The 22,014-nt window shown below is 62.1% G+C and carries 21 protein-coding genes; 13 read left to right on the top strand and 8 right to left on the bottom strand.

The genetic code is table 11. From position 1 onward, the window contains the following. Positions 1 to 65: 65 nt before the first annotated feature. The 3 genes from ACWGXF_RS09185 (at position 66) to ACWGXF_RS09195 (ending at position 3,608) form a co-directional block, all read left to right on the top strand. On the top strand, positions 66 to 1,223 hold the full coding sequence (locus tag ACWGXF_RS09185; RefSeq protein ID WP_003067156.1) for a BMP family ABC transporter substrate-binding protein: 1,158 nt from the start codon (positions 66 to 68) through the stop codon (positions 1,221 to 1,223). A gap of 181 nt (positions 1,224 to 1,404) precedes the next feature. Further along, the gene (locus ACWGXF_RS09190; protein ID WP_054074600.1) at positions 1,405 to 2,379 is read left to right on the top strand and encodes an aromatic ring-hydroxylating dioxygenase subunit alpha; all 975 of its coding nucleotides are present in this window, start codon (positions 1,405 to 1,407) and stop codon (positions 2,377 to 2,379) included. Positions 2,380 to 2,564: 185 nt separating this feature from the next. Beyond that, the gene (locus ACWGXF_RS09195; RefSeq protein WP_256631140.1) at positions 2,565 to 3,608 is read left to right on the top strand and encodes an adenosine deaminase; all 1,044 of its coding nucleotides are present in this window, start codon (positions 2,565 to 2,567) and stop codon (positions 3,606 to 3,608) included. Between the two features lie 104 nt (positions 3,609 to 3,712). Here the strand turns inward: ACWGXF_RS09195 and ACWGXF_RS09200 are convergent, their stop codons facing one another. From ACWGXF_RS09200 to glaH, 3 genes are all read right to left on the bottom strand, one after another. Beyond that, positions 3,713 to 4,153, bottom strand: coding sequence for an HIT family protein (locus ACWGXF_RS09200; protein ID WP_046461538.1), 441 nt, complete (start codon positions 4,151 to 4,153; stop codon positions 3,713 to 3,715). A gap of 52 nt (positions 4,154 to 4,205) precedes the next feature. Further along, positions 4,206 to 5,447: an alpha-hydroxy acid oxidase gene (locus ACWGXF_RS09205; protein ID WP_452101857.1), complete on the bottom strand. Its 1,242-nt coding sequence runs from the start codon at positions 5,445 to 5,447 to the stop codon at positions 4,206 to 4,208. A 100-nt stretch (positions 5,448 to 5,547) separates the two neighbouring features. Next, positions 5,548 to 6,471: a glutarate dioxygenase GlaH gene (glaH, locus tag ACWGXF_RS09210; RefSeq protein ID WP_054074603.1), complete on the bottom strand. Its 924-nt coding sequence runs from the start codon at positions 6,469 to 6,471 to the stop codon at positions 5,548 to 5,550. A gap of 104 nt (positions 6,472 to 6,575) precedes the next feature. On the opposite strand from glaH, the gene ACWGXF_RS09215 reads away from it, so the two are divergent. From ACWGXF_RS09215 to dcd, 3 genes are all read left to right on the top strand, one after another. Then, positions 6,576 to 7,472, top strand: coding sequence for a LysR family transcriptional regulator (locus ACWGXF_RS09215; RefSeq protein ID WP_012839484.1), 897 nt, complete (start codon positions 6,576 to 6,578; stop codon positions 7,470 to 7,472). Between the two features lie 242 nt (positions 7,473 to 7,714). Beyond that, positions 7,715 to 9,007 carry a guanine deaminase gene (gene guaD, locus ACWGXF_RS09220; protein ID WP_054074604.1) on the top strand — a complete coding sequence of 431 codons (1,293 nt, stop codon included), beginning with the start codon at positions 7,715 to 7,717 and terminating at the stop codon, positions 9,005 to 9,007. Between the two features lie 63 nt (positions 9,008 to 9,070). Next, the gene (gene dcd / locus ACWGXF_RS09225; protein ID WP_003052512.1) at positions 9,071 to 9,637 is read left to right on the top strand and encodes a dCTP deaminase; all 567 of its coding nucleotides are present in this window, start codon (positions 9,071 to 9,073) and stop codon (positions 9,635 to 9,637) included. A gap of 76 nt (positions 9,638 to 9,713) precedes the next feature. On the opposite strand, the gene nadB is transcribed toward dcd, so the two are convergent. The 3 genes from nadB to ACWGXF_RS09240 all read right to left on the bottom strand — a co-directional run bounded on the left by nadB (position 9,714) and on the right by ACWGXF_RS09240 (position 13,562). Then, positions 9,714 to 11,240 carry an L-aspartate oxidase gene (gene nadB / locus ACWGXF_RS09230; protein ID WP_202788828.1) on the bottom strand — a complete coding sequence of 509 codons (1,527 nt, stop codon included), beginning with the start codon at positions 11,238 to 11,240 and terminating at the stop codon, positions 9,714 to 9,716. Positions 11,241 to 11,255: 15 nt separating this feature from the next. After that, positions 11,256 to 12,389 (bottom strand): quinolinate synthase NadA, encoded by a 1,134-nt coding sequence (gene nadA / locus ACWGXF_RS09235; RefSeq protein WP_256631139.1) that lies wholly within the window; start codon positions 12,387 to 12,389, stop codon positions 11,256 to 11,258. Positions 12,390 to 12,602: 213 nt separating this feature from the next. Then, a complete protein-coding gene (locus ACWGXF_RS09240; protein ID WP_256631270.1) occupies positions 12,603 to 13,562 on the bottom strand; it encodes a delta(1)-pyrroline-2-carboxylate reductase family protein in 960 nt (319 codons plus the stop codon). Positions 13,563 to 13,719: 157 nt separating this feature from the next. On the opposite strand from ACWGXF_RS09240, the gene ACWGXF_RS09245 reads away from it, so the two are divergent. The 3 genes from ACWGXF_RS09245 (at position 13,720) to ACWGXF_RS09255 (ending at position 16,698) form a co-directional block, all read left to right on the top strand. Next, on the top strand, positions 13,720 to 14,049 hold the full coding sequence (locus tag ACWGXF_RS09245; RefSeq protein ID WP_452101858.1) for a hypothetical protein: 330 nt from the start codon (positions 13,720 to 13,722) through the stop codon (positions 14,047 to 14,049). 143 nt (positions 14,050 to 14,192) lie between these two features. Further along, entirely contained in the window at positions 14,193 to 15,065 is an 873-nt protein-coding gene (gene ypfJ / locus ACWGXF_RS09250) for a KPN_02809 family neutral zinc metallopeptidase (RefSeq protein WP_034370471.1), read from the top strand. A 211-nt stretch (positions 15,066 to 15,276) separates the two neighbouring features. Continuing rightward, complete coding sequence (locus ACWGXF_RS09255) at positions 15,277 to 16,698, top strand: DEAD/DEAH box helicase (RefSeq protein WP_034353612.1); 1,422 nt, start codon at positions 15,277 to 15,279, stop codon at positions 16,696 to 16,698. Between the two features lie 60 nt (positions 16,699 to 16,758). Here ACWGXF_RS09255 and ACWGXF_RS09260 read toward each other — a convergent pair whose 3' ends face one another. Continuing rightward, positions 16,759 to 17,613 carry a symmetrical bis(5'-nucleosyl)-tetraphosphatase gene (locus ACWGXF_RS09260; protein WP_256631137.1) on the bottom strand — a complete coding sequence of 285 codons (855 nt, stop codon included), beginning with the start codon at positions 17,611 to 17,613 and terminating at the stop codon, positions 16,759 to 16,761. Positions 17,614 to 17,886: 273 nt separating this feature from the next. Here ACWGXF_RS09260 and ACWGXF_RS09265 point away from each other — a divergent pair, with 273 nt between their 5' ends. The 4 genes from ACWGXF_RS09265 to ACWGXF_RS09280 all read left to right on the top strand — a co-directional run bounded on the left by ACWGXF_RS09265 (position 17,887) and on the right by ACWGXF_RS09280 (position 20,680). Then, positions 17,887 to 18,237, top strand: a complete 351-nt coding sequence (locus tag ACWGXF_RS09265) for a hypothetical protein (RefSeq protein ID WP_256631136.1) — start codon at positions 17,887 to 17,889, stop codon at positions 18,235 to 18,237. Next, the gene (locus ACWGXF_RS09270; protein ID WP_256631135.1) at positions 18,218 to 18,631 is read left to right on the top strand and encodes a TlyC; all 414 of its coding nucleotides are present in this window, start codon (positions 18,218 to 18,220) and stop codon (positions 18,629 to 18,631) included. The genes ACWGXF_RS09265 and ACWGXF_RS09270 overlap by 20 nt, the downstream gene beginning before the upstream one ends. Before the next feature lie 445 nt (positions 18,632 to 19,076). Continuing rightward, the gene (locus ACWGXF_RS09275; protein WP_003052529.1) at positions 19,077 to 19,367 is read left to right on the top strand and encodes an H-NS histone family protein; all 291 of its coding nucleotides are present in this window, start codon (positions 19,077 to 19,079) and stop codon (positions 19,365 to 19,367) included. A 122-nt stretch (positions 19,368 to 19,489) separates the two neighbouring features. Continuing rightward, positions 19,490 to 20,680, top strand: a complete 1,191-nt coding sequence (locus ACWGXF_RS09280; protein ID WP_256631133.1) for an FAD-dependent monooxygenase — start codon at positions 19,490 to 19,492, stop codon at positions 20,678 to 20,680. A gap of 61 nt (positions 20,681 to 20,741) precedes the next feature. On the opposite strand, the gene ACWGXF_RS09285 is transcribed toward ACWGXF_RS09280, so the two are convergent. Then, positions 20,742 to 22,007, bottom strand: coding sequence for an MFS transporter (locus ACWGXF_RS09285; RefSeq protein WP_003067177.1), 1,266 nt, complete (start codon positions 22,005 to 22,007; stop codon positions 20,742 to 20,744). Positions 22,008 to 22,014 lie beyond the last annotated feature (7 nt).

Here is a 22,014-nt window from a genome sequence, read left to right on the forward strand (position 1 = left end):
CCGGTATCCATGGGCTTGCGCTCCTATCGGTTTCAAACCTCACTCTTTGTTCCAAGGAAACTTTAATGACTGATTTGCACAAGCGTTCATTGATCAAGGTCGCCGCACTGACGGCTATTGCCTCGGCCGCTCTCGTGGGCTGCGGCAAGAAGGAAGAAGCAGCTGCGCCGGCAGCAGCCCCCGCTGCCGCTCCTGCGGCCGCTGCTCCCGAACCTCTGAAGATTGCTTTTGCTTATGTCGGCCCGGTGGGCGACGGTGGTTGGTCCTTTGCCCATGACCAGGCCCGCAAGGCCCTGGAAAAAGAGTTCGGTGACAAGATCAAGACCAGCTATGTGGAGAGCGTGCCCGAAGGTGCCGATGCCGAGCGCGTGCTGCGCGACATGGCCTCGCAGGGCAACAAGCTGGTGTTCGGTACCACCTTCGGCTATATGGACGTGATCCAGAAGCTGGCCCCCGAATTCGCCGATGTGAAGTGGGAACACGCCACCGGCTACAAGACCGCCGCCAATGTCAGCACCTATGACAGCCGCACTTACGAAGGTGCCTATCTGGCCGGCATCATTGCCGGTGGCATGACCAAGTCCAACACCCTGGGCGTGGTGGGCTCGGTGCCTATTCCCGAAGTGATCCGCAATATCAACAGCTTCACCCTGGGCGCCCAGTCCGTGAATCCCAAGATCAAGACCAAGGTGGTCTGGGTCAACGAATGGTTCAGCCCTCCCAAGGAGACCGAAGCTGCGACCAGCCTGATCAACGGCGGCGCCGACATCCTGTTCCAGAACACCGATTCGCCGGCGGTGCTGAAGACGGCCGAGGAAAAGGGCAAGCGTGCCTTCGGCTGGGATTCGGACATGACGGCCTACGGCCCCAAGGCTCACCTGGGCTCGTCCATCATCAACTGGGCGCCTTACTACATCGACTCCACCCGCAGCGCGCTGGAAGGAAAATGGAGCAGCCGCCAGACCTGGTGGGGCGTCAAGGAGGGCGTGATCGACATCGTCTCACTGGCTGACGACATTCCAGCCGACCTCAAGGCAAAGGTTGAGGACGTGAAAAAGGGACTGAAGGAAGGTACATTCACCATCTGGAAGGGCCCTATCACCGGCCAGGACGGCAAGGAACTGATCGCTGCCGACAAGGTTGCCGATGACGGTTTCCTCAAAGGCATCAATTTCTACGTCAAGGGCGTGGAAGGCAAAGTGCCCGGCGGCGACGCCAAGTAAGCACTGCGGATCAGGCATCGCGCCGCCTCGTCGCACCGATTGCGGCCTGTGGCGCATGTCTTCACGGCAGACCCCGGGTTTGCCGGGTAGTGTTGGCTGTTAACAGTCGTCCAGACACGACTTGCAGCGACAGGGCCGCCGCAGAGCGGCCCTTTGTATTTCGATAATGACGAGTATCCCCATGACTGAACGTACCCTCTGGCATCCTGTTGCCCAATCCTCCGAGGTGGTGAGCGCGCCGTTTTCCGTGCTGCTGCTGGAACAGCCGCTGGTGCTGTGGCGCAATGCCGAGGGACTGGTGCAGTCCTTCGTGGATCGCTGCCCGCATCGCGGTGCACGCCTGTCCATGGGGCGCGTGGAGAACGGACATCTGGAGTGCCCCTATCACGGCTGGCAATTCTCCTCCGGTGGCCAATGCGTGAAAGTGCCCGCCGTGCCCGATTTCACTCCCCCCGCATCGCAGCGCGTACGGGCCTTCGAGGTGCAGGAGGCCTACGGACTGATCTGGGTGCGCCTGGAGCCTTCCGACAGCCAGCTGCCCGTGTTCGCTGCCGAGACGGATGAACATCTGCGCAAGGTGAACTGCGGGCCTTACGATGTGGCGGCCAGTGCACCGCGCATCATCGAGAACTTCCTCGACATGTCCCACTTCGGCTTTGTGCACGAAGGCTGGCTGGGCAGCCGCGACGCCACGGCCATTGCCACTTACAAGGTGGAGAGCACCTCCACCGGCGTGCTGGCGACAGGCTGCAAGGCTGTACAGCCCCAGTCCAATCTGCACTCCACCCAGGCGGCCGAGGTGGAGTACACCTATGAGGTGACCGCCGCCTACACTGCCGTGCTGACCAAGATTCCCGAAGAGGGCACTTCCAAACAGGGCTGGCGTGAGCAGATCGGCCTGTTCATCTGCCCTGTCACTCCCGAAACCAGCCGCGTCTGGTTCCGTCTGGCGGTCGCGGACTTCGAATCGACCGATGAGCAGTTGCAGACCTTCCAGCACACCATCTTTGTGCAGGACCAGCCGGTGCTGGAGTCGCAGCTGCCCAAGGCCCTGCCGCTGGATCCGCGCGCAGAAATGCACTCGGCGGCCGACCGCATGTCGTCGGCTTATCGCCGTTTCCTGAAGGCCCAGGAGGTCGCCTTCGGAACCTGCTGATACAGGCCTGAGAGGCTTTGCCGCCTGCCCGGCTTGGCGTCCATGCGGCTCGCCGGGAGGCCGCGCCACTGGCTTGTGGCCGCCTGGCCGAAGTCACAGACTCGTCGGGGCTGGCCATATGGCTTGAGCTGCGCCGGTTTGATAGGCTAGACATTGAACGGCGCGTAGCGCCAAGGAGAATAAAGATGAACACCGTGCCTGCCGTAGATGTTTCCCGTCTGCCGGAGCTGCTGCGAGCCATGCCCAAGGCCGAGCTGCATATGCATATCGAGGGTTCGCTGGAGCCCGAACTGATTTTTGCGCTGGCGCAGCGCAACAAGGTGGCTCTGGCCTATGACAGCGTGGAAGCTCTGCGCGCGGCCTATGCCTTCACCGATCTGCAGAGCTTTCTGGATATCTATTACGCGGGTGCCAGCGTGCTGCTGCACGAGCAGGACTTCTACGACATGGCGCGTGCCTATCTGGATCGCGCCGTGGCCGACAATGTGGTGCACACGGAAATCTTCTTTGACCCGCAGACCCACACCGAGCGTGGCGTGGCTATGGAGACCGTCATCAACGGTCTTTACCGCGCCTGCCGCGATGCGCAGATCGAGCAGGGCATTTCCTCCTCGCTGATCCTGAGCTTTCTGCGCCATCTGAGCGAAGAAAGCGCCCTGCAGACGCTGGAGGCCGCGCTGCCGCTGCGTGACCGCTTCATCGGCGTGGGGCTGGACAGCAGCGAGCTGGGCAATCCGCCCGAGAAGTTTGAGCGCGTGTTTGCGCGCTGCAAGCAACTGGGCCTGCATCTGGTGGCCCATGCCGGGGAGGAGGGGCCGCCCGCCTATATCTGGGGTGCTCTGGATGTGCTGAATGTGGAGCGCATCGACCATGGCGTGCAGTCAGAGCAGGATGCGCTGCTGATGCAGAGGCTGGTCAAGGAGCAGATTCCCCTGACGGTCTGCCCTTTGTCCAATCTCAAGCTCTGCGTGATCAAGAACCTGGCCGATCACAATTTGCCGCGCCTTCTGGCGGCCGGGCTCAAGGTCATGATCAACTCGGACGACCCGGCCTATTTCGGCGGCTATGTCAACGAGAACTACACCCAGCTCTTTGCCGCCACGGGCATGGGTGCGCCCGAGGCCTACCAGCTGGCGCGCAACAGCCTGGAAGCGAGCTTTGCCGCTGAGGCGCAGAAGGCCGAATGGATTGCAAAGCTGGATGCAATCTTCGCGCAATTTGCGGCTTGAAAATAGGAGCTTCCAGCGCTTGCTAAATGTGGGTTTTAGATAGATTTCTATCTGAACTCTATGAATATCAAGTGCTGGCAGCTCTTTTTTATCAGTGGCTTGCTTCAGGAAAACTGGGCCTTGATGCGCTCAGCCAACTCTCCCAGCGCTGCAAAGCCCGGCTCCTCGCGCTTCCAGACCACGGACAGGCCATCGCCCTCGAAGCGCGGCAGCACATGCAGGTGAAAGTGAAACACCGTCTGCCCCGCAGGCGCGCCATTGGCCTGGAAGATATTGATGCCGTCGGGATCGAAAGCCTTGTTCACTGCGGCCGCCACGCGCTGGGCCGTCTGCATCACGGCACCGGCCTCCTCGGGCGTCAGCTCCAGCAGATTGACGGCATGGCGCTTGCTGGCCACCAGCACATGGCCTCGCGTGGCCTGGCCGATGTCCATGAAGGCGATGGTCAGATCGTCCTCATAGACCTTGGCCGATGGAATCTCCCCTTTGACGAGCTTGCAGAAAATGCACTCGCCAGGGGGCGAGTGGTCTACAAACATGGGCATGACGCTCTCCTTTTTTATGGTTCAAGCGTTCTATCTTAGAGGCTGAGCGGTTTCAGGCCCGCGTCGCGCGCAGGCAGCTTGGGGTGATCTCGGCCATGGATGTCGCGCCCAGCATGGCCATATTGCGGTCCACCTCGTCACGCAGCAAGGTGATGGCGTGATGAACGCCCTGCGCACCGCCAACTGCGGCGGCGTACATGAAGGGGCGGCCCAGAAACACCATGCGCGCGCCCAGGGCCACGGCCTTGAGCACATCGCTGCCGCGGCGAATGCCGCTGTCCATCATCACGGCTGTGCGGTGGCCCACGCGGTCCACCACATAGGGCAGCATCTGCAGCGGCGCGACCACGCCGTCGAGCTGACGGCCGCCGTGGTTGGAGACCACGATGCCTTGCGCGCCGATATCGGTGGCCATCACGGCATCGTCTTCGTTGAGGATGCCCTTGATGATGAGGTTGCCTTTCCAGCGCTGGCGAATGCGTTCGATGTTCTTCCAGTTCAGGTGGTCACGGCCCGAGGTGTCGCGGATGGCGGTGCCCGACAGCAAAGGCGCGCCGCGCGTGGCAAACGAATTCTCGAAGTGCGGCATGCCGTGGTTGATCAGCGTACGCAGCATGGTGCCCACCATCCAGCGCGGGCGGGTGATGCCGTCATAGGCCAGGCGAAGCGAGGGGCGCAGCGGCATCGAGAAACCGGTGCGCACATTGTTTTCGCGGTTGGCCCAGACGGGGATGTCCACGGTGATGACCAGGGTGCCGAAGCCTGCGGCTTCGATGCGCTCGATCAGGCCGTCGATGCGCGTGGTGTCGCCGGGCAGATAGGCCTGGAACCAGGTCGACGGTGCGGCCTTGGCTACATCTTCCATGGGGATCAGCGAGGTGCCGCTCATGATGGCGGGAATGCGGTTGGCAGCCGCCGTCTGTGCCAGCACCAGATCGCCACGGTAGGCATTGATGGCGCTGATGCCCACGGGGGCCACGCCGAATGGCGAGTCCCAGGTCTGGCCGAACAGCTCGACCTTCTGGTTGCGCTGCGACACATCCACCATGACCCTGGAGCTGAAGCCGTATTGCTGGAAGCTGTCACGGTTGGCCTGCAGCGAGACGCAGTCTTCAGCCGCGCCGGAGACATAGCCAAACAGAGGGCGGGGCAGGTGCTTGCGTGCGGCGGCCTCGAAGTCATGCAGCGACAGAATGTTCTGCAGATGACGGGGAAGCCCTGCGCGTTGGCCGTAGGCGGCTTGCGCTTTGGGGGTGGAGGCTGCGTTTGCAGCAGGGGCTTGTGACGATGCCATGGTAGGGCGCCTCGGGAGCGAAATTCAGGGGTTTAACTGGCTGCGCCCCCGCACACTTGCGGTGCACGGGGGCGTGGCAGAAACATCAGGTGTTCAAGGTTTACTGAGCGAATGTACCGCGCTGACGCATCAGCTCGCGGTGCAGTTGCTCGTTACGCTCGAACGGTGCGCGGCCATGCACATAGAAGTAGTTGTTCAGAACCACCAGGTCGCCAGCGGGCAGGCTGACGGTGCGGGTGCCGGGCGAATTTTCCATCGATTCGGACAGGTTCTGCAGATATTCGGCTTCGGCGTCGTTGGCGGGCTGCACGAACTGGTCGATGAAGGAGATCGACAGGCCGAACTCGCCGTGGAAGAACACGGGGCGTTCCACGCGCTCGTTCACGTTCTTGGAGCCGGGGGCCTTGTACAGCAGGGGCTTGGCGCCCAGCGGGTCCTGCACAAAGCAGTCCAGCTCGCTCCAGTCGTCAAGGTGCAGAAAGCGAGACTCGCCGCCCACGGCGTTCTGCTCGTCGAACTTCATCATCAGCAGCCAGTCGGTGGCTTCGGTCACGAAGGTGCCGTCGGTGTGCATGGTGAACAGACGATAGGCCTGGCGCAGATAGGAGTCGCTGGCGTCGGTGTGCTTGACCAGGAAACGTGCGTAGTACTTGTTGGACATGGAGTCGTGGTTGGCCGGGCCCAGGATATGGCCGATGGCGGTGCCGAACTTCACGTAGTCGTCGCTATCCTGGCTCACGCCTTCCAGACCCAGCACAAAGCCGCCATGCTTGCGGTCCCTGATGATGTTCACCAGGGTCTCGCCAAAGTCGGCACCCATGTGGGCCTTCAGGCGGCGCGCCAGATGAAAGCGCATGAAAGGCACGTATTCGAGGTTCTGCACGTCGATATCGCGCACATCGGCCAGGAAGGCGTTCAGGGCATCGGTGTTCAGGGTCAGCTTCAGCAGGCGGGGATGCTCGGGGTGAGCGGCGATCTCGTAAGCGGCAGGCTGGATCAGTTGCTGGGGGGTAGTAGCGTTCATGGTGGGCGGGTACTTCAATCAGGAATGGTGTGATTGAACACTTCTTGTTTGATACGATCTACGGGGTTAAATGCATTTTTTGATAAGAATTTCAGATTAAATCCATGCTCAGCTACCGCCAACTCGAGCACTTCGTCACCGTGGCCCAGGAGCTGCACTTCTCTCGTGCCGCCGACAAGCTGGGCGTGGCCCAGTCCGCCGTCAGCGTGCAGGTGCAGCAACTGGAACAGCAACTGGGCGTGCGCCTGCTGCAGCGCAACAAGCGCAAGCCCATCACGCTGACCGATGCGGGCGAGCTGCTTTATGACGAAGCAGTGGCCGTGCTGCGCCATATGGAGCGCGCCCAGCAGATCGGGCAACTGGCGGCCCAGGGAATGAGCGGCCATGTCAAGCTGGGCTATATCTCCTCGTCCGTGACCTCGGGTGTGCTGGCGCGCATGCTCACGCAGTTCCGCCCCGGCCATGAGCAGGTGCACATGCAGGTGCTGGCCATGGAGACGCCGCGCCAGTTGCAGGCGCTGCAGCAGGGCGAGATCGATGCCGGTCTGCTGCGGCCGCGCCGTCGTTACCCCGAGGGCGTCAAGGCGGTCATCGTGCACAGCGAGCCCTTCATGGTGGCGCTGGCCGAGAACCACCCGCTGGCACGCCATGAATCCATCAGCGTGGCCGATCTGCGCGGCCAGACCTTTATTGCGCCGCAGTTCATCAACGAAAGCGAAGGCTTTGCCGAGGTGCTGGCGCGGCTGGCCGAGACGGCCGGGTTTTCGGCTCGCGAAGCCTATCGCGTCAACGACTTCGTCACGGCAACCAGCCTGGCGGCCGCGGGCTATGGCATTGTGGTGCTGCCCGAGTCGAACCGCCTGCTCAATCAGCCGGGCGTGGCCTTCAGGCCGCTGCGTGACTTCAAGGAAAACGTGCACATGGCGCTGGCCTACCGCGAGCGCGAGAACTCGCCCGCGGTGCGCGCCTTTCTGGCCGTGGCCAGAAGCTGCGCTGCCTAGTTACGCGGCTGCGGGCAGGGCGGTGTTGCAGCGCAGGGTTTCGGGTGTTGAACTAGCTAAAATGCTAGCTGCTATCGCTTGCTGATATTGGTTTATGGATATGAATTGCATTGAATTCAATGCATGAAAAGCGCAGTATGCTCTGTTATTAATAGCGAAAGCCCTGGCCTGCGCGCAGCCGTATAGCCTCTATAAGCGCTGCCGTGTTCCGCAGGCAAGATCGGGCGCGTAAGCTCTGGTCCATGAAAATCTATCGTAGTGCCCTGCTGCGCTTCGCCGATGATGGCCAAGCGGTTTATGACTCCGACGCCTTGCTGGCGGTTGCTCCCGATGCCGCGGGCGTGCAGCGTGTGGTGGCTGCGGGCAGCTGGCAGGCGCTGGCCGACCAGTATCTTGAGCGCGAAGGCGTGCAAGTCATTCACCTGCCCGGCAAGCTGCTGGCACCGGGCTTTGTCGACCTGCACATCCACTATCCGCAGACCGATGTGATCGGCGCGCCTGCCCCGGGCCTGCTGCCCTGGCTGGAGAACTACACCTTCCCGCACGAGTCGCGTTTCCACGATCGCGAATATGCCGATGGCGTGGCCGATTTCTTTATGAACGAGCTGCTGCGCAACGGCGTGACCACGGCGCTGGCCTTTGCAACTTCGCATCCGGCATCGGTGGATGCCATCATGACGGCTGCGCAAAAGCGCAGCATGCGCATGATTGCCGGCAAGGTGCTGCAGGACCGCAACAGCCCCGACGGCGTGCGCGACGACACCGAGCAGGGCCTGATCGACACCGAAACCCTGATCCAGCGCTGGCATGGCGTGGACCGCCTGGGCTATGCGATCACGCCGCGCTTCGCGCCCACCAGCACGCCCGAGCAGCTGCGCGGTGCGGGCGAGCTGGCAGCCAGGTACGGCGATGTCTGGATCCAGTCCCATGTGGCCGAGAACCTTGACGAGGTTGCCTGGGTCAAGCAGCTGTTTCCCGAGTCACGCAGCTATCTGGCGGTCTACGACGACTTCGGCCTGATGCGCGAGCGCGCGGTCTATGCGCACAGCATCTGGCTCGATGAAACCGACCGCCAGCTCATGCATGACACGCGTTCGGCGGCGGCCATCAGCCCGACCAGCAACCAGTTTCTGGCCAGCGGCTATTTCGACTACCTCAAGGCCGACCAGGCCGGCATGCTTTACGGCCTGGCCAGCGATGTGGGCGGCGGCATGAGCTTTTCGCCGTTTCGCACCATGCAGGCCGCCTATGTGGTGGGGCGCGAGAGCCATGCCAAGCAGGGCCAGAGCCTGTCGCCGCAAAACCTCTGGTGGCAGCACACGGCAGGCGCTGCGCGGGCGCTGGGCCTGCAGGGCGTGATCGGCAATCTGCAGCCCGGCTGCGAGGCCGACCTGGTCGTCATCAACCCCGGCTGCACGCCGCTGCTGGCGCGCAAGACGGCCCAGGCGCGCAATCTGGACGAGCTGCTGTTTGCCATGATCATCCTCGGAGATGACCGCCTGATTGAGCAAACCATTGTTTCTCAAGCAAAATAGCGGTCTTGCGCTTGATTTGTGAGCGCACAACGCTATGAAAAATCAAGCGATACAGGATTTCTAATGAGCATCAAGAGCGACAAATGGATCCGTCAGATGGCGGAGCAGCACGGCATGATCGAGCCTTTCGAGCCTGGCCAGGTGCGCCAGGTCGACGGCAAGAAGATCATCAGCTACGGCACATCGAGCTATGGCTACGACATCCGCTGCGCCCGCGAATTCAAGGTCTTCACGAATATCCACAGCACGGTGGTGGACCCCAAGAATTTTGACGAGAAGAGCTTTGTCGATTTCGAGGGTGACTATTGCATCATCCCGCCCAACAGCTTTGCACTGGCCCGCACGGTGGAGTACTTCCGCATCCCGCGCGACGTGCTGACCGTCTGCCTGGGCAAGAGCACTTATGCGCGCTGCGGCATCATCGTCAACGTGACGCCCTTCGAGCCCGAGTGGGAGGGCTATGTGACGCTGGAGTTCTCCAACACCACGCCGCTGCCGGCCAAGATCTATGCGGGCGAAGGCTGCGCCCAGGTGCTGTTCTTCCAGGGCGACGAGCAATGCGAAGTCAGTTACAAGGACCGCAACGGCAAGTACCAGGGCCAGCATGGCGTGACCCTGCCCAAGGCCTGAGGCCTGTTGCTCCGCCAAAAAAGCCCGCTGCGGATACAGCGGGCTTTTTGCTTTCCAGGGTGGCTGCTGGGCGAGATCAGGCGGCTGCCGCTTCGAGCGCCGGCCAGTCCAGGTTGCAGTGCGCGCCCACGCTGGCATGGCGCTGCAGCGCCGCGTCCACCATCAGGCTGCACAGGGCCAGCTGGTTGCGCAGTGCAGGGTCGGCACCGCGCCATTGAGCGCGCCACAGCACCAGTTGCTTGGCCGCTGCAATCAGGCTGTGGTTGCTGCGCACGATGCCCACGTTGTGCAGCATGAGCTGCTGCAGCGACTGGCGCATCTCCTGCTGGCTTTCAGCGCTCAGGCTCTTGCCGGGCTTGCGCTGCCTGCCAGGAATGGCAGCAGGTTTGTGCAAGGGCTGCTCGGCCATGCGCAGCGCGGCAGACCTGCCCATGACCACGCACTCCAGCAGCGAGTTGCTGGCCAGACGGTTGGCGCCATGCAGGCCGGTGCGGGCCACCTCGCCAATTGCCCATAGACCGGCCACGGCAGTGCGGCCGTCCACATGGGCCTGCACGCCGCCGCAGGCATAGTGGGCACAGGGCGCAACAGGGATGGGCTGGGTGGCAATGTCTATGTCGTACGCAGCGCACAGTGCCATGACGCCGGGAAAATGCTCGCCCAGCCAGTCGCGGCTGCGGTGTGTGATGTCCAGCAGCACATGGGGCAACTGGTGGGCACGCATCTCGCGGTCGATGGCGCGGGCCACGATGTCGCGTGGCGCCAGCTCGGCGCGCGGGTCGTGGCGCAGCATGAAGCGCTCGCCGGGCTGGCCGTGCCGGTCCGGCAGGCAAAGCAAGGCTCCTTCGCCGCGCAGCGCTTCCGAGACCAGGCCCACGGACCGGCCGCCCACCTGCAAGGCCGTGGGGTGGAACTGCATGAACTCCAGGTCGCGCACGACACAGCCCGCGCGCCAGGCCATGGCGATGCCGTCGCCGGTCGCGGTGGCCGGATTGGTGGTGCTGGGGTAGATCTGGCCCATGCCGCCCGTGGCCAGCACGGTATGGCTGGCCAGCATAGGCTGCTGCTGGCCATCGGCATTGCGCACGTTGGCACCCACGCAGCGCTGCTGCACGTCCAGCAGCAGTTCCATGGCGGTGCAATGCTGCAGCAAGGTGATGTGCTTCAGATGCCGGCAGGCCTGCAGCAAGGTCTGGTGCACGGCCTGCCCGGTGCGGTCGGCCGCATGCACAATGCGCCGAGCGCTGTGACCGCCTTCGCGCGTCAGGTGCAGGCGGCCGTCTGCATCGGTGCTGAAGGGCACACCCAGGGCCTGCAGCCAGGCGATAGCCTGGGGGCCTTGTTCCAGGATGCGGCGCACGGCGCCTTCGTCGCAGAGGCCGGCGCCGGCGATCAGCGTGTCCTGAACATGGGCTTCCAGGCTGTCGGCAGGATCCAGCACGGCGGCAACGCCGCCTTGGGCCCAGGCGCTGGCGCATTCGTCGGCACTGCTTTTACTGAGCACGGTGATGCGCAGTGTGTTGGGCAGGCTGAGCGCCAGCGTCAGGCCGGCCAGTCCAGAGCCGATGATGAGCACATCGCTGCAAGTCTGAGATTGGGGCATGGTGCTTGTCCTTTCTCAGGCCGGACCGAAGTTCTGGAACAGGGCCGCGTCGCGTTCCAGCTCGCCGCTGGCGCGTACCGGCTGGCGCTGGGCAGCGGCAAAATCCAGCATGCGCTGTATGGGCTTGCGGGCGGCCAGACCCAGCATCGCGTCAAGCTCGATGGCACCGCTGCCTTGCAGCAGGGTTCGCTCCACGCCCGGCAGGCTGTTCATGGCCATCCAGGGGCAGAAGGCGCAGCTTTTGCAACTGCCACCCGTGCCAGCCGTCGGGGCAGCCAGAAAGTGCTTGCCCGGATAGCGCTGGCGCATGTCGTGAAGAATGCCTTGATCGGTGGCCACGATGAAGGTGTCGGTGGGCAGCTTGCCCACGGCGGCAATCAGCTGAGTGGTGGAGCCCACCACATCGGCCAGCGCAGTGACGGCGGCCGGCGATTCGGGGTGAACCAGAATCGCGGCCTCGGGGTGGGCATTGGCCAGGGCCTGTAGCTCGTCGGCCTTGAATTCGTCATGGACCACGCAACTGCCCTGCCACAGCAGCATGTCGGCACCGGTTTGTTGCTGGATGTGGCTGCCCAGATGGCGGTCGGGTGCCCAGAGGATTTTCTCGCCACGCGCGTGCAGGGCGGCCACGATGTCCTGCCCAACCGAAGAGGTGACTACCCAGTCGGCCCGGGCTTTCACGGCAGCGCTGGTGTTGGCATAGACGACCACGGTGCGGTCGGGGTGAGCGTCGCAGAAGCGGCTGAACTCGTCGGCCGGGCAGCCCAGGTCCAGAGAGCAGGTGGCATCGCCGTCGGGCATGAGCACGGTCTTCTCGGGGCTGAGGATTTTTGCGGTCTCGCCCATGAAGCGCACGCCGGCCACGATCAGGGTCTTGGCGGGATGGTTGGCACCAAAGCGCGCCATCTCCAGGGAGTCGCCCACGCAGCCGCCGGTATCGCGTGCGAGGTCCTGCAATGCACCGTCCACATAGTAGTGGGCGACCGTGACGGCATTGCGTTCCTTGAGAAGAGCCTTGATGCGCTGCGCCGTCTCGCGCTGCTGCTGGCGGTCTTGCTGCGGCAGCACCCTGGCCCAGGCCTGGCCTGTGCTGCACTGGCTGCTGCTGCCCGGTGCGGGCTGGTCGAATTCCACGGTTCTGATCGTCATCGTCTCCATCCTGAGTTGCGCTGTTAAATATTTATACTCAATCTGAGTATTATTAAAACCGCTTTTTTTGAATTTGTCATCAGGGAGACAAATTAGGCTGGATGGCGTTGCTTTTCAGCGCAGTCAGTGCTCGGGAAGGCAATCCAGAGCATGGATGGATCGCTTATTCAGCAATGACTTGATGCTTCTGAAAAATGAGCAAGTGGAGGATGTTCAGGCGGGTTGCCTGAGCAGGTGCTGGCGCAGGGCCAGGCGGGTGGCGGCCAGATCCCAGCCGCCCCAGCCGCAGGATTTGAAGAGTACAGGCTTCGTGGAGCGCGACCAGTCCTGATGCACCACGGCGGCCAGCGTGGGCAGGGTGTCGACCTCGATGCCGGCCTGCAGCAGGTCGCCGGCCTCGTGCGCAGCATCGGCGGTGTCGACGACGATCTGGCCCTGGTGCAGAAAGCGCCGGCACAACTCGGGATCCAGTTCCACCATTTGCGGCGTGAAGGCGCCGACAGCGCAGACAAAGGCATCGGGTCTTGCCGCCTCATGCAGCACCACGGCCTGCGCGGGCGTGCAGGTCACAATCAGCGGGCAGTGCCGGGCGGCTTCCTCCAGGTCGTCGGTGATGCGCGCATGCAGACCCAGGTCGCGGGCCTCGTCTGCAAGCCGCTGCGCGCTGCTGGCACTGCGCGAGTGAATCCAGACCTCCTGCGTGCCAAGGCCCTGGGCAAAAGCCTGCATATGGGCGCTGCCCTGCACGCCGGCGCCGACGATGAGTAGGGCGCCTTGAGGCCTGGGGGCCAGGCGGCGCGCTGCCAGCAGCGATACGGCTGCGGTGCGTCTGGCCGTGACGGTGGGGCCGTCCAGAATCAGTTGACGCACTCCGGTCGCTGCATCAAAAACCACGATATCGCCCTGAATGGTAGGTCTGCCCATCCGGGCATTGCCTGGCGTGAAACTGATGAGCTTGGTCATGACCACCTGGCCATCGGTGGCCGGCATGCAGAACAGGCAATTGCCCGCAGCCGTCGGCATGACGATGCGTGGCGGAACCGAGACACTGCAACTGTTTTGCAGCTGGCGCAAAAGTGCTTCGATCTCATCGGCCAGGGCGGACCATGGCAGCAGTGCGGCAGTGGCGCGGGCGTCCAGAGACGCTGTCGAGGGCTGGGTCTGGGCATTCATGGGCAGTCGTATGGGGGCAGCGGACAAGCTTCTGAGCTTACAGAATTGCAAGCCCGGCCCGGTGTTGACCGACAGAATCTCGCTGCACGAACGCTTCTGGCGAAGGCTGCCAGCGCGCACAATAGCCACTGTCTTATCCATCGATTTTGTCGTACACATGTTTGGCTTTTCTCCCCGCTCCGGGCAACGCAAGGACCCTACCTGGACACAAGCGCCTTCCAGTCGTGGTCATGTCGAGCCTGTCTGGCGGGATGGCGGCTCGGCTGCAAGATATGAGCCGACCCAGCAGCAGTCGGCAGCACCGCGCAAATCCTCTTCGGCCAAGCTCTGGGTATCGGCGGCCCTGGCGGTGGTGGGCCTGCTGGCAGTGGCCTTTCTGTTTCTGAGCATGGTCGATGTGGTGGAGGAACAGGTAGCCCGCAACCAGCCTCAGTCCATGCCTGGCGCGCCGGGCGTGCCCTTGATCTCCACGCCTGCCGGCCGCTGAACACCAGGCCAAACGTCAACAATGCTGCGCTGCAGCTTGACTGAGGTGGCAAAAGCACAGCTTGATACCTGCATTCGGAGCCGCAGCCCTTAATATCGCCACCCGGCGCAGGCCGCGTGCAACACAGCTAAGGAGTAAGCACCATGAGATGGGAAGGTAACCGCGAGTCGGACAACGTCGAGGATCGCCGTGGAGACGGTGGTGGTGGCGGTGGTTTTCCCATTGGTGGTCGCAGCATCGGCATCGGCACCGTGGTGCTGGCGCTGATTGGCTGGGGCGTGTTCGGCATCAACCCACTGACCACGATTGGCGTTCTCTCCGGTGGGGGCTCGCCCCAGGTGCAGCAGGCTCCGGCGCATCGCCCGGCTGGCGATGACCAGGGGGCCAAGTTTGTCTCCACGGTGCTGGCTTCAACCGAGGATGTCTGGACCCAGATCTTCCGTGAAGGCGGTGCTCAGTATCAGAACCCCAAGCTGGTGCTGTTCACCGGCGTGACGCGCACGGCCTGCGGCACGGGACAGTCGGCCATGGGGCCGTTTTACTGCCCGGGTGACTACAAGGTCTATCTGGACATGGACTTCTTCAACACCATGAGCCGTCAGCTTGGTGCTCCCGGTGAGTTCGCGCGCGCTTATGTGGTTGCCCATGAAGTGGGCCACCATGTGCAGAACCTGCTCGGCATCTCGGGCAAGGTGGACAGCATGCGTGGCCGTGTCAGCGAACGCGAGCAAAATGCCATGTCCGTGCGTCTGGAGCTGCAGGCCGACTGCCTGGCCGGCATCTGGGCCAACAAGTCGCAGCAGGCCAAGAGCTGGCTGGAGCAGGGCGATATCGAGTCGGCGATGAATGCCGCACAGCAGATCGGCGACGACAAGCTGCAGCGCGAAGCCACGGGCACGGTGCGTCCCGACAGCTTTACCCATGGCTCCAGCGCCCAGCGTGTGCGCTGGTTCACCCAGGGCTACAAGAGCGGCAGCGTCAAGGCCTGCGATACCTTCGCAGCTCAGTCGCTTTGAGCCACAAGTTGGCCTGAACCAGGCGTGTGCACTGTCACACGCCTTTGTTTTTGGGGCGGCAGAATGTGAAAATCCGGGTTATCCCGATAGATTGCACGGGATATTGGCAAGGCTTTTTACGCGTGAAAACAGAGGGGGCGAAGGCTTTTCATCTGCAGAAAATCACAAAGCCAACGCGAAAAACCCACTCGGTGCGACAATAACGCCCTCAATGACAAGCTCTTTCTCCAATCTTCACTTGGCTGAGCCCCTGGCACGCGCAGTGGCCGACATGGGCTATGAGTCCATGACTCCGATTCAGGCGCAGGCCATTCCGGTGGTATTGACCGGCAAGGACGTCATGGGCGCAGCCCAGACCGGCACAGGCAAGACGGCGGCTTTCTCCCTGCCCCTGCTGCAGCGCCTGATGCGCCATGAAAACGCCTCGGCATCGCCTGCCCGCCATCCGGTGCGTGCCCTGGTGCTGCTGCCCACGCGTGAGCTGGCCGACCAGGTGGCACAACAGATTGCCCTGTACGCCAAGCACACCAAGCTGCGCAGCACCGTGGTGTTTGGTGGCATGGATATGAAGCCCCAGACCATCGAGCTGAAAAAAGGCGTCGAGGTGCTGGTGGCCACGCCCGGTCGTCTGCTGGACCACATCGAGGCCAAGAATGTGGTGCTCAATCAGGTGGAGTATGTGGTGCTGGACGAGGCCGACCGCATGCTGGATATCGGCTTTCTGCCCGATTTGCAGCGCATCCTCTCCTATCTGCCCAAGAGTCGCACCACGCTGCTGTTCTCGGCCACGTTCTCGCCCGAGATCAAGCGTCTGGCCGGCAGCTATCTGCAGGATCCGGTGACCATCGAGGTGGCTCGTCCCAACGAGACTGCATCCACCGTGGAGCAGCGCTTCTACAAGGTCACGGATGACGACAAGCGTTACGCGATTCGTTCCGTGCTCAAGGAGCGCGACATTCGCCAGGCCTTTATCTTCTCCAACAGCAAGCTGGGTTGTGCGCGTCTGACGCGTGCCCTGGAGCGTGACGGTCTGCGTGCCGCCGCACTGCATGGAGACAAGAGCCAGGACGAGCGCCTGAAGGCGCTGGAAGCCTTCAAAGCCGGCGAGGTGGATCTGCTGGTCTGTACCGATGTGGCCGCGCGAGGTCTGGACATCAAGGATGTGCCCGCAGTCTTCAACTACGACGTGCCTTTCAATGCGGAAGACTATGTGCACCGCATCGGCCGTACCGGTCGAGCCGGCGCATCGGGCCTGGCAGTGACTCTGGTGACCGATCATGACAGCCGCAATGTGGCCGACATCGAAAAGCTCACCAAGAAGAAGATCGAAGTCGAGCCCGCGCCCATGCTGGATTTCCGTCCGGCACGCCGCAGCCGCAGCGACGAGGAGTATCGTCCGCGTCGCGAGCGCGAATTCGATGCAGCATCGCGTGGCGGTCATGCGCATCGTCCATCGCGCATGGCCCAGCGTCCTGTCAATCTGGATCCGTTCTTTGACAAGCCCTATGAGGCCAGCAGCGTCAGCGAGACCGCATCCTGGGACAGCAAGCATGCAGCCCCGGTCAAGAGCACAAGCATCAAGCCCAAGCGCAAGATTGCCGCTTTGTTCAAGGCTCCCGTCGTGGCTTCCTGAACACGGGGTCATCGCGCCACAAGAAACGCCTGCGGATGCAGGCGTTTCTTTTTTGAAGCATCAGCCCTTGCTGCCAGGCACCTGAGCCTGTGGGCACTGCAGCTGTATCAGCTCTCGTTCGTCCATGCGCTCCCCGATTCTCATCATGCTGAGGCAGCCGCCCCAGACGCAACCGGTGTCCATGGCCATCAGATCGGGCCGGTTGACATGGCCCAGCGTGGACCAGTGCCCAACAGCCATGGGTGTATCGGCAGTGAGCCGGCCCGGCACATCGAACCAGGGCATCAGTCCTTCGGGTGCGTGATCGGCGGATTCCGCGCTCTCAAAATCCATGACGCCCTCGGCACTGCAAAAACGCAGACGGGTAAAGGCGTTGACGATGCAGCGCAGTCTGTCATCGCCTTGCAGGTCGGCGGACCAGCGATCGGGCTGGTTGCCGTACATATTCTGCAAAAAACGCGCATGGTCGGCATGCTGAAGCACGGCCTGAACTTCGGTGCTGAAGGCCACGGCATCCTGCACACTCCATTGAGGAAGCACGCCGGCATGCACCATGAGAAGGTTCTCACCCAGCGCATTGGTGTGCAGGCGAGCCAGAGGCTGCTGGCGCAGCCAGTGCAGCAGGTCATCGCAATCGGGTGCGCTCAGAACCTGGGCCAGAGTGTCGCGCTTGCTTTGACGGCGAAGGCCCCGGGCTGCGGCCAGCAGGTGCAGGTCGTGATTGCCGAGCAGAGGGCGAATGGCATCGCCGCCCTGCATGCAGCGGCGCAATACCTCGGCGGATTTGGGGCCGCGATTGACAAGGTCGCCGAGCACGTAAAGTGTGTCCCGACTTGCGGAAAAATCCACGGTTTGCAATAAGCGCTCGAAAGCGTCATCGCAGCCCTGGATGTCCCCGATACAGTAAAGTGCCATGGTCTTCTTTCTGATGGACGAGTCAGGGATTTTCTGCTGTTTGCATTGCTGACACTGCTTAACGGGGTGTTTGTAATGTCGAAACTGGCATTGGCCTTCCGGCTGCAGGGCAGGATTGCCGGCTTTGGCAAAGCTCGTGAGCAAGGACGCCAAAGCTGTGCTGGAGTTGCTTGAGAGTCCACGCAGTTTCTGTCTTTCGTGCAGCTTGAAATTACCTCCATCGGACGCTCAACGGTATTGGGGTGGGGCTGCGATCAGCGATGGATTGGCCGTTTGGCTGATATCTCCGGGAATATTGGAAAGGACAGCAACCATTTCGGCAACGACTATCGTCGTAACTGCTATTACATTTATAACGATTATCTTTGGAGAGCTTGCTCAAAAGCGTATCGGGCAGCCCTATTCAGCGCTGGTTTCGGCATGGCAAGGCGCTCCATGGCCTGGGTTGCATCTATCGCAAAGTCCTTTGTGCGTTTGTTGTCATTTTCAATGCATGTCATATTGACTTTGCTGCGGATTAGTGAGTTCACCTGTGCAGCAATGATCGAGGAAGAAATCGCAGCTGGTTTGGAGCAGGGGCGTCAGCCAGGTTTGATGGAGGTGCATGAACATCAGGCGGCGTAAGCGTATTTCATTTAGACGATATTTATCTGACGTATTCAATGTTATTTACGCCGATATGTATTACCTGGATGGCGAAATGGCGATGCATCAGGTTCTGCAGGCCTATGCCTGGCGGTTGCCCGGATGGAGAGCTGGGAAGACATTCCTGGTTACTGCATGCCGCAGCTCGCTGGACGAGATGCAAGGCATCATCGGCGTGTCCAATGGGCTGGCGCTCGCTGAGAAGTCACAAGACCTGCAGGGAGAGCAGGCGCTGGCTTTGAAATTATTGCCTGAGACTTGGTGCGGGCCGAGGCGGCTGGATCAACTGCGTGCCAATGCAGGGAGCGGGGTGTTTTTCGTCGACGAATATGGGGCGGAGCAGGGCATCACGACACCGCATGATTGGCTCTAAGCATGGTTGGCTCTAAGTCAGTGCCAGAGAGCTTTGCTTCTTGGAGGAGCTGAGGCCTGGGCAACTCGCAGAGAAGACGGATTCTGGCTGCTCAAGGGCCTGATGCCTATTCAGAATTGAAGGCCAGGCTGACTATTTGAGTATTGCCAGGCGAAGGCCGGGGCGCACCATAACACGCCGGCCGGTTTATTCCTTGCCCAAGCAGCCATTTGCCCGTTCCGGACGTGAAGGTCTTGTGTGGTGCCTGGATATTTGAGCTGATCGATTTGGACGAAAGCGTATCGACGGGATATTGGCAGCTCCTGAGGCTGAATAGCTATTTATTAACACGTGGTTGCATTTTATAGATATTCTGAATTGTGGTTTTTGCTTACTAGGAAAATCATGAATTTGAAATTCCGGCATTTATAATGAGTTCACTTTAATCAACCAAGAAGCGCAAATCATGAGCACTTACAAGGAACTCCTGAAGCAGAGAGAAGAGCTGGAACAGCAAATCAACGAAGCCCGTTCGCGTGAACTGGCTGAAGCTGTGAGCAAGGTTCGCGGCCTGATTGCCGAGTACGGCTTGACTGCTGAAGATGTTTTCCCTCCCGCTCGCGCGCGCTCTTCCGCCAATGCGGGCGCCAAGGTGGCCCCCAAGTATCGTGATCCTGCTACGGGTCAGACTTGGACCGGTCGTGGCAAGCCGCCAAAGTGGATTGCAGACCAGGATCGCGAAAAGTTCGCTATTTGATCTGCTTTTGCGCACGTTGAAAGAGCCCGCCTTGGCGGGCTTTTTTCATGGCTGCAAGGTTTGCGGCAGCGCAAACAAGAGTTCTCTTCGATGCTGGCGACTACGCGGCACAATAAGAGTCCATGAACAAGCAGGTGTTGATTGCGGGTGGCGGTATTGGCGGTCTGGCAGCTGCCATTGCGGCGGTGCGGGCTGACTGGGATGTGCGTCTGTTCGAGCGTGCAGCGCAGTTTTCCGAAGTCGGAGCCGGTATTCAGCTGGGGCCCAATGTGGTGCGCTGTCTTCAGGCATGGGGGCTGCAGCGATCGTTGCAGCAGGTTGTGGCCTGCCCTTTGTCCTTGCGAGCCTGCAGTGCCGTGACGGGGCAAGAGCTGGGGCGATTGCCCCTGGGCGCAGATATGGTGCAGCGCTATGGAGCCAGCTACCTGACCATTCATCGCGCCGACCTGCACCAGATTCTGCTGGAGGCCTTGCAGGCTCTGCCAGAGGCTCACCTCAACCTCGACCAGTTCGTCAGCAGCTATAGCCAGCAGGACGGCGTGGTCACCATTCGCACCAGTACCGGCAAGCTCATCGAGGGCGACGCCCTGATCGGCGCTGATGGCGTGCGCAGTGCCGTGCGTGCACAGATGCTGGGTGATGGCCCGCCGCGTGTGACCGGGCACCTGGCCTACCGTGCCCTGGTGCATCAGGCCAATCTGCCCAAGCGCTTGCGCACCAGCGAGGTCACGGCCTGGCTGGGTCCGCAGCTGCACGCCATTCAGTACCCCGTGCGCCGCGGCGAGCTGCAGAATCTGGTGGTCATTGTGCAGGGGCCGGCCCCCGAGGATCTGGACAACTGGGATCACTCGGCCAATCTGCCCGATCTGCTGCAGCATCTTCAGGGCGCATGCGCTTACCTGCAGGATCTGGTTCAACATGTTCCCGATGTGGGTGGTGAATGGCGTTTGTGGCCGGTGGCCGACCGGCTGCCGGTGTCGTCAGAGGCCCAGATGGTGCAGGGCCTTGTAGCCCTGCTGGGCGATGCGGCCCATCCCATGCGTCCCTATCTGGCACAGGGTGCGGGCATGGCCATCGAGGATGCAGCCGAGTTGCAGAGTGCTCTGTCCATGCACGATCTGGATGTCAGTCTGCGGCTGCGCCGCTATGCGCTGAATCGCTGGCAGCGCAATGCCAGGGTGCAGGAACGCTCGCTGCGCAATGGCCGGATCTTCCACGCGACAGGGCCTGTTCGCTGGGGGCGCGATCTGTCGCTGCGCGCCCTGGGCGGGCGCATCATGGATGTGCCCTGGCTCTATGAGGGCGCGCTCTAGCAACCGGTTGCCATAGCCGGAATGGTTTTCGCGCCGGTGCCTGCCCAGCAGATAGACCGCCTCAGTTGCTGGCCTTGTGCAGCAATGGCGAAGGCTTGATGAGCTGGTAAGCCAGCACGCCGCTGCCCAGCATGGCGGCAATCATCAGCATCACGGCCTGATAGATGTCGGCATTCTGGCGTTCCGCAACGCCTGCAACCAGCCCGGACAGCCACTGCATGAGCGCGGCTCCGAGAAACATGGCCATGGTGAAGATGGACAGTGCGCGTCCCGTCGTGGCCGGTGGGTAGGAGGAACGCACATCGGCATAGATCAGCGTGCCGTAGCCCGACAGCACGCTCATGACCAGCAGCAGCAGCACGCTGCCTACGGATTGGTGGAGCAGGGCCAGCGCTACAAAAACGGTTGCCATGAGCAGCGCAAAGCGTGCAATGCGCTGGCGACGCCTGGCCGGACCGGGGTCCAGCCGGCCGAACATGGAAGGCACAAACAGCGAAATGACGGAGCAGGCCAGGGCCACATTGCCGGTCGTGACCAATGAAAACTGGTAGCGATCCATCAGCATGGGACTGAGCCAGAGGCCGCGCACGGTGAGAAACGAGGCGTAGCTGACCATGCCCAGCAGCACAATGCCCCAGGTATGGGGCAGCAGCAGCAGGCTGCCAAAACCTTGCAGCGCCTGCATGAAGCCGGGCTTGGGCTGGGCATCGCCGGGAAGCTCGGGCTCGTGCACCTTGAAGAAAATCAGCAGCCAGGACAGCGCACTCAGCACCGCCAGCAGCGCAAAGCCGGCGCGCCAGCCCATGTGCTGCACCAGCCAGGCCATGGGTGTGCCGGTAAACAGCAGGCCCAGCCCGCCCAGGCCCAGGCCTATGCCCGAGAGGTAGGCAAATTTATCGGCCGGAAAGTGGCGCGCGATAAACATGGTGCTAGCCAGAAAGGCGGGCGAGCAGCCCACGCCGATCAGCAGCTGACCCAGCATCAGCCAGGAATAGCTGGGTGCGAGTGCGGACAGCGCGGCGCCCGCAATCGACAGCGGAAAGGCCAGCAGCACGGTGCGGCGCAGGCCGTAGATATCCATGCCTATGCCCATGAGCAGCTGGGCCACGCCGAAGGACAGTGCAAACAGCCCGGCAAACGAGCCCAGCGACTGCGCGGACAGGCCGAAGTCCGTGCGCAGACCGTCAGCGATGATGGAGGTGACGGTTCTGAAGGCCTGGCTCAATGCAAAGCCTGTGAGCAGGCAGACCAGCATGGCCCAGGCGGAAGAGTCGGGTTTGGGGCTGGCGCTCGGCGCAGCCTCGGCGGCGCTGTGATCGGAAGACATGGGCAGT

It is taken from the genome of Comamonas sp. HJ-2, from assembly GCF_053615495.1.